Origin of the sequence: Janthinobacterium lividum (assembly GCF_011601275.1) — a bacterium.
Classification (GTDB): Bacteria; Pseudomonadota; Gammaproteobacteria; order Burkholderiales; family Burkholderiaceae_D; genus Janthinobacterium; species Janthinobacterium lividum_E.
Genome location: NZ_JAAOLY010000002.1, coordinates 555,208 through 561,863, shown reverse-complemented (window position 1 = coordinate 561,863; position 6,656 = coordinate 555,208). Strand labels below are relative to the sequence as shown.

5 protein-coding genes and 1 rRNA gene are annotated in these 6,656 nt (G+C 60.4%); 4 read left to right on the top strand and 2 right to left on the bottom strand.

Translation table 11 applies throughout. From position 1 onward, the window contains the following. The first annotated feature begins 4 nt into the window (after positions 1-4). Positions 5-117: ribosomal RNA gene (rrf, locus tag GYK42_RS05290) — 5S ribosomal RNA — on the top strand. 191 nt (positions 118-308) lie between these two features. Here the strand turns inward: rrf and GYK42_RS05285 are convergent. After that, complete coding sequence (locus GYK42_RS05285; protein WP_166446600.1) at positions 309-869, bottom strand: acyloxyacyl hydrolase; 561 nt, start codon at positions 867-869, stop codon at positions 309-311. Positions 870-976: 107 nt separating this feature from the next. Between GYK42_RS05285 and GYK42_RS05280 the strand changes: the two genes are divergently transcribed. Beyond that, positions 977-1,873, top strand: a complete 897-nt coding sequence (locus tag GYK42_RS05280; RefSeq protein WP_277346560.1) for an NAD(P)-dependent oxidoreductase — start codon at positions 977-979, stop codon at positions 1,871-1,873. Position 1,874: 1 nt separating this feature from the next. Here GYK42_RS05280 and GYK42_RS05275 read toward each other — a convergent pair whose 3' ends face one another. Then, the gene (locus GYK42_RS05275) at positions 1,875-3,068 is read right to left on the bottom strand and encodes a M20 aminoacylase family protein (RefSeq protein WP_166446598.1); all 1,194 of its coding nucleotides are present in this window, start codon (positions 3,066-3,068) and stop codon (positions 1,875-1,877) included. A 207-nt stretch (positions 3,069-3,275) separates the two neighbouring features. Between GYK42_RS05275 and GYK42_RS05270 the strand changes: the two genes are divergently transcribed. Both GYK42_RS05270 and GYK42_RS05265 read left to right on the top strand, forming a co-directional pair. Then, positions 3,276-5,351 carry a molybdopterin-containing oxidoreductase family protein gene (locus GYK42_RS05270; protein ID WP_166446597.1) on the top strand — a complete coding sequence of 692 codons (2,076 nt, stop codon included), beginning with the start codon at positions 3,276-3,278 and terminating at the stop codon, positions 5,349-5,351. 2 nt (positions 5,352-5,353) lie between these two features. After that, positions 5,354-6,403, top strand: coding sequence for an aminopeptidase (locus tag GYK42_RS05265; RefSeq protein WP_166446596.1), 1,050 nt, complete (start codon positions 5,354-5,356; stop codon positions 6,401-6,403). The last annotated feature ends 253 nt before the right edge of the window (positions 6,404-6,656 follow it).

The following is a 6,656-nucleotide window of genomic DNA, read 5'->3' as shown; positions in this document are numbered from 1 at the left end:
TATGCCTGATGACCATAGCAAGTTGGTCCCACCCCTTCCCATCCCGAACAGGACCGTGAAACAACTTTGCGCCGATGATAGTGCTGCAACCAGTGTGAAAGTAGGTTATCGTCAGGCTTGTTATTCGCAGTAGAGAAAAACCCCGCCAGCAATGGTGGGGTTTTTTTTCGTCTGGTGGTTTGATGCGTCGCGGGTGCTTGTCGGATTATGGCCTGCGGCCTGATCCGATAACATTGCTGGCAGACCACGCCATTCAAGGGACAAAAAAAGGCAGCGCTATGCGCTGCCTTTGTTATTTATCGCCTTCATTAAAAGTGATAAGCGACTTTGACGTTCATGTAATTGACGCCGCTATTCGGTTTTTTGTAGCCACCGTTGGAGAAGTGCTGGATCTTGGCAGCGACTTCCCATTTGTTATTGAAGACATAGCCAACGCCGATATGGTCGCCGAACTGGAAGTGGGTCGACAGGCGGTTATCGTCGTTATCGTACAGCTTGGACAGCATGTGTACGCCAATCCCGCCTTCCGCATAGAAACCGAGCTTATTGGTATTTTCAAAGCGGAACACGGGAGTAAAGCCCAGGTCCCACAGTTTTTGATGCTGGCCAGGGACATTGCGATAGCTCTTGCCATCCCAACCGCCGATGCTGGCATCCCAGTAACCGCTCAGCTGCGTGCCATTCGATACGAACCAGGCTTTATCCCAGTTCGAGGTCACGCCAGCACGCAACATTTGTACTTTGACGCCCTTGGCATATTCGCCGTAGACGGAATCGATCAGTTTGTCGTCGGCGGCAAAGCCGACATTGGCTGCCATCAGCGCGGCAACGGCAGCGATGGATTTGAGGATATTCTTCTTGAAGGACATAGAGGCTTTCATCGTAAAATTGGCCGTGAGGCTTGTCTTGTTTGCGCAGGCACCTAGTTTTGCACACTACTCCCGCCACCTGTTTGATCTCAGAGGTTGAATTGACATTGTCTACAAAAATCGCATTTCTCGGTATTGGCCTAATGGGAGGGCCGATGGTCCGGTGCCTGCTGCGCGCTGGATATTCTGTCACAATTTGGAATCGCACGCACAGCAAGGCCCAAGTCCTGCGTGCAGCAGGGGCGCAGCCGGTCGTTTCCGTGGCTGAGGCGGTCAATGGCGCGGATGTGGTCATCTCGATGCTGGAAGCAGGTCCCATCGTGGCAACAGTGCTGCAGGAGGCGCTGCCGGCATTGCAGGCTGGCACGATCTGGATCGACATGAGTTCCACCAAGCAATCGGAAGCCCAGCAATTTCATGCCACTTTGCAGGTGGCAGGCCATGGCTTCATCGATGCGCCCGTATCGGGCGGTGTTGGCGGGGCGCAAGCAGGTACCCTGGCCATCATGGCTGGCGCCAGCGCCAGCGATTACGCGCGGGTGGAAGCGATTCTGTCAGCCATGGGGCGCCCGACTCTGGTGGGGCCGGCCGGCAGTGGGCAGGTGGCCAAGCTGTGCAATCAGCTGATCGTCGGCGCCACCCTCAATATCGTGGCGGAAGCCTTGTTGCTGGCCCAGGCGGCCGGCGCCGATGCGGCTGCCGTACGGACAGCGATCCGCGGTGGTTTTGCCGAGAGCAAGATTTTGGAGGTGCATGGCCAGCGCATGCTGGAGCGCAATTTTATTGCTGGCGGCCAGGTGAAAAGCCAGATCAAGGATATGCACAACATCCTCGCGGCAGCCGAAGCAGCGCACGTCACCTTGCCGGTGACACAACTGGTGACTCAGCGCTATGAAACCCTCGCCACCACGCACCCGACGGCCGATCACGCGGCGGCCTTGCTGGCCCTGGAAGCGTTGAATCCGGGCCAGCGCCTGGGCACCGGTCCGGATCAACTGAGCTGATTCAAGCGATGGGCAGGCTCGCTTCGGCCAGCTTGACCCAGAAACTGGCGCCGATGGGCAGCAGATTGTCGTTGAAGTCGTAGCTGCCATTGTGCAAGACGCATGGACCCAGGCCGTGGCCGCCATCGCGGTGCTCGCCATCGCCATTGCCGATGAAGATGTAACAGCCGGCCTTTTCTTGCAGGAAGAAAGAAAAATCTTCCGCGCCCATGGTCGGTTCGACATTGGCGTTGACCTTGTCCGCGCCCACCACGCTTTTCATCACTTCGACGGCAAATGCCGTTTCCTTCGCATGGTTGACCAGCGGCGGATAGTTGCGCTTGAAGTGGAAGTCGACTTCCGCGCCAAAGGCGGCGGCCGTGTGCACGGCGATCTCGCGCATGCGCTCTTCGATCAAGTCCAGCACGGGCTTGGTGAAGGTACGCACGGTACCGACCAGGCTGGCGTCATCGGGAATCACATTGGTGGCGCTGCCTGCATGGATTTGCGTGATTGACAACACGGCCGTGTCGAGCGGACTCTTGTTGCGCGTGATGACGGTTTGCCAGCCTTGCGCGATTTGCACGGCCACCATGACGGGGTCGATGCCTTTGTGAGGCTGGGCCGCATGGGCGCCCTTGCCTTTGACGGTGACGTGGAATTCATTGCTGGACGCCATCATGGGCCCTTCCACCACGCTCAGGGTGCCTGTTTCGGCGCCTGGCCAATTGTGCATGCCATAGATGGCATCCATGGGAAAGCGCGTAAACAAGCCGTCTTCGATCATTTCGCGCGCGCCGGCACCGCCTTCCTCGGCCGGCTGGAAGACGAGGTAGATCGTGCCATCAAAGTTCCGGTGTTGCGCCAGGTAATGGGCGGCGCCCAGCAGCATGGTCGTGTGACCGTCGTGGCCGCAGGCGTGCATCTTGCCCGGGTGGCGTGAAGCATGCTCGAAGGTATTCATTTCCTGCATTGGCAAAGCATCCATGTCGGCGCGCAAGCCGATGGCGCGTGTCGACGTGCCATTCTGGATGATGCCGACCACGCCAGTGCGGCCCAGGCCGCGTACCACGGGAATGCCCCACTGCGTCAGCTTGGCGGCGACCACGTCCGAGGTGCGCTGTTCTTCGTAGCACAGCTCGGGATGCGCGTGCAGGTCGCGGCGGATACCTTGCAGCTCGGATTGAAACGCCAAGATCGGATCAACTAGTTTCATGGGACTCTCCTGTGGATGCTGGCACGCAGCAATGTATGGCGCGCCGGACCGCGCTTGTTTGATCAAAAACAGACGCGGCTAATAGTGCATTGTAGCCCTTGTTTGCCGGGTAAATCCAGCGCACGGACGTGCTTGCCACGGCGCCAACAGCAAGCGCGCGGAATGGTTTACAGTATCGCCTTCCCCCCAACGTTTTTGGATTGCCCCATGACCACCACCCAAGTGCGCGCCGCCTGCCCCCTCGATTGCCCAGATACCTGCGCCTTGCTGGTCACCGTGACCGATGGCGTGGCCACCGCCGTCAAGGGCGATCCCGACCACCCGACCACGGCTGGCGTGCTGTGCACAAAGGTATCGCGCTTCACGGAGCGCACCTACCATGCGGACCGGCTGCTGCATCCGCTGCGCCGCGTGGGCAAGAAGGGCGAAGGCAAGTTCGAGCGCATCAGCTGGGAAGAGGCGTTGCAGACCATCGCGGCCCGCTTGAAACCGATCGCCGCGCGCGATCCGCAGGCGATCTTGCCGTACAGCTACTGCGGCACCATGGGCCTGGTGCAGGGCGAATCGATGTCCTCGCGCTTCTTCAACCAGCTCGGCGCGTCCCTGCTGGACCGTACCATCTGCGCCTCGGCCGGTGCCACGGGCTACCGCTACACGGTGGGCGCCAGCATCGGCACGGATATGGAGCAGTTCCAGAACGCGAAATTGATCATCATCTGGGGCGGCAACCCGATCGCCTCGAACCTGCACTTCTGGATGCGCGCACAGGAGGCCAAGCGCAATGGCGCAACCCTGATCGCCATCGACCCCTACCGTTCGCTGACGGCCGAAAAATGCCACCAGCATATCGCCTTGCTGCCGGGTACCGATGCTGCCCTGGCGCTGGGCTTGATGCATGTCTTGATCACGGAAGACCTGGTCGACCATGACTATATCGCGCAGTACACCATTGGCTATGCTGAACTGAAACAGCGGGCCCTGGAATGGCCGCCCGAGCGCGTGGCCGAGGTGTGCGGTATCACGGCCACGGAAGTAGTGGAACTGGCGCGCCTGTACGGCCAGGCATGCCGCTCTGGCGAGGGCGCCGCCATCCGTGCCAACTACGGCGTGCAGCGCGTGCATGGCGGCGGCATGGCCGTGCGCAATATCGCTTGCCTGCCCGCGCTGACGGGCGCCTGGCGCCATCCTGCGGGCGGCATGCAGCTGTCGAGCTCGGGTTCCTTCCCTGTCAACCGTAAGGCCCTGCAGCGCCCGGACTTGCTGAAAGGCACGCCGCGCACCATCAACATGAGCACCATCGGCGACGATTTATTGAAAGAAAGTTCCGTCGAGTTCGGCCCGCAAGTGGAAGCCGTGATCGTCTACAACTCGAACCCGTTGGCGGTGGCACCCGATTCCTCGAAAGTGGCGCAGGGTTTTGCCCGCGAGGATTTGTTTACGGTCGTGCTCGAACACTTCCAGACCGATACCGTCGATTACGCCGACATCGTGCTGCCCGCCACCACGCAGCTGGAACATGTCGACGCGCATTCCACCTACGGTCACCTGTACATGATGGCGAACAACGCGGCCGTGGCACCGCTGGGCGAAGCGAAGGCGAATACGGAAATTTTCCGTTTGCTGGCGCAGCACATGGGTTTTGATGACCCGTGCTTCCAGGAAAGCGACGACGCGCTGGCGGCCAAGGCCTTCGATACGACGGATGCGCGCGCCGTGCATTTCGACTGGGAATCGCTGAAACGCACTGGCTGGCAAAAGCTGGCCATGGCCGAGGCGCCATTTGCCACAGGCGGTTTCCCCACGCCATCGGGCAAGTGCGAGTTGTATTCCAGCGCGATGGCGCAGGCGGGACTCGATCCCTTGCCCACGTATATCGCGCCGCACGAATCGCTGTCCAGCAATCCCGCGCTGGCGGCCCGTTATCCGCTGGCCATGATTTCCCCGCCCGCCCGCAATTTCCTCAATTCCACCTTTGTGAACGTGAAAAGCCTGCGCGCGGCCGAAGGCGAGCCGCACCTCGATATCCATCCCGACGACAGCGCCGCGCGCGGTATCGCGGCTGGCGACATGGTGCGCATTTTTAATGACCGCGGCAGCTTCGTTGCCAAGGCCAGGGTGACGGACAAGGCCAGACGCGGCCTGGTGGTGGGCTTGTCCGTATGGTGGAAGAAGCTGGCCAGCGACGGCAAGAACGCCAATGAAGTGACGAGCCAGCGCCTGACGGACATGGGCCGCGCGCCGACCTTCTACGATACGCTGGTCGAAGTGGAAAAGGCTGGCTGACCATGGCCCGCTGGCCGGCCCGCCTGCTTGTCGGCATGCTGTGCCTGTCGCTGGGCGGCTGCACGCAGCTGCGCTACTACACGCAGGCGGCGCAGGGGCAGTATGCGCTGTGGTACGGCGCGCGCCCCATCGGTGACTGGCTCGATGACCCGGCCACCGAGCCGCGCCTGAAAGTGCGCCTGGCCAAGGCGCAGCAAATTCGCCGCTTTGCCGTCAGCGAGCTGGATTTGCCGGACAACGGCAGCTACAAAAACTATGCCGCCCTGCAGCGTCCGTTTGTGCTGTGGAACGTGGTGGCCACGCCGGAATTGTCGCTGCAGCCGCTGCAATGGTGTTTTCCCATCGCTGGTTGCGTCAATTACCGCGGCTATTACAGCAAGGACGAGGCACTCGCGTATGCTGCCGAACTGCGGGCCCAGCATTACGACGTGCAGGTGGGCGGCGTGCCTGCGTATTCCACCCTGGGCTGGTTCGACGATCCCCTGTTGTCGACCTTTATCAATTACAACGATGCGGAACTGGCGCGCCTGATCTTCCATGAACTGGCGCACCAGGTGGTGTACGTGCCCGGTGATTCGGCCTTCAACGAATCGTTTGCCAGCGCCGTGGAAGAGGCGGGCGTGCAGCGCTGGCTGGCGCGCGAGGGCAATGACGCCATGCGCGCCGCGTACGCCCAGTATGCGGCGCGGCGCCAGGATTTCCTGGCCCTGCTGTTGACATACCGGGGTGAACTGGAAGCCGTGTATGCGAGCGGCGCCAGCGATGCGGAGAAACGCGCGCGCAAGGCGCAGGTGTTTGCGGCATTGCAAGACGCCTATCAGGTGCTGAAGAAAAACTGGGGTGGTTTTGCCGGTTACGACCGCTGGTTCGAGCAGCCATTGAGCAATGCGCACTTGGCTTCCGTGTCGACCTACAATGAATTTTTGCCTGCCTTCAAAAAATTGCTGGAAGAAAAAAAGAACTTTCGTGCTTTTTATGCTGCAGTGCACACAATGGCCCAACTCGACAAGCCTGAGCGCAGGCGTGCGCTGGAACAATTGTCCAGCCCCTGACCCGTAAAGATTGTCCTGTACGCCGAGCCAGACGATCCTGCAACAGTGTATTTATCATGCTGCATTGCAGCATAAAATACCCCTAGAGTTGCCGCTCGAATACTGTTGAAAGCGCTTGCATGGAAGCGCGGCGCCCGATAGCATCGCATTAGTAGCATAGAGCAATTGCTCGTCAGAATGCTCAAACTGACTGCAGGACGACAGAATCCGCAGCAATGATCCGCGCCGGCAGGGTGCGCCGGCTCCCCCACGA

What these genes read in the sequence shown, in the direction of transcription:
- GYK42_RS05285 (WP_166446600.1), bottom strand. Translation starts at nt 869, where the DNA reads ATGTCCTTCAAGAAGAATATCCTCAAATCCATCGCTGCCGTTGCCGCG.
- GYK42_RS05275 (WP_166446598.1), bottom strand. Translation starts at nt 3,068, where the DNA reads ATGAAACTAGTTGATCCGATCTTGGCGTTTCAATCCGAGCTGCAAGGT.
- GYK42_RS05270 (WP_166446597.1), top strand. Translation starts at nt 3,276, where the DNA reads ATGACCACCACCCAAGTGCGCGCCGCCTGCCCCCTCGATTGCCCAGAT.
- GYK42_RS05265 (WP_166446596.1), top strand. Translation starts at nt 5,354, where the DNA reads ATGGCCCGCTGGCCGGCCCGCCTGCTTGTCGGCATGCTGTGCCTGTCG.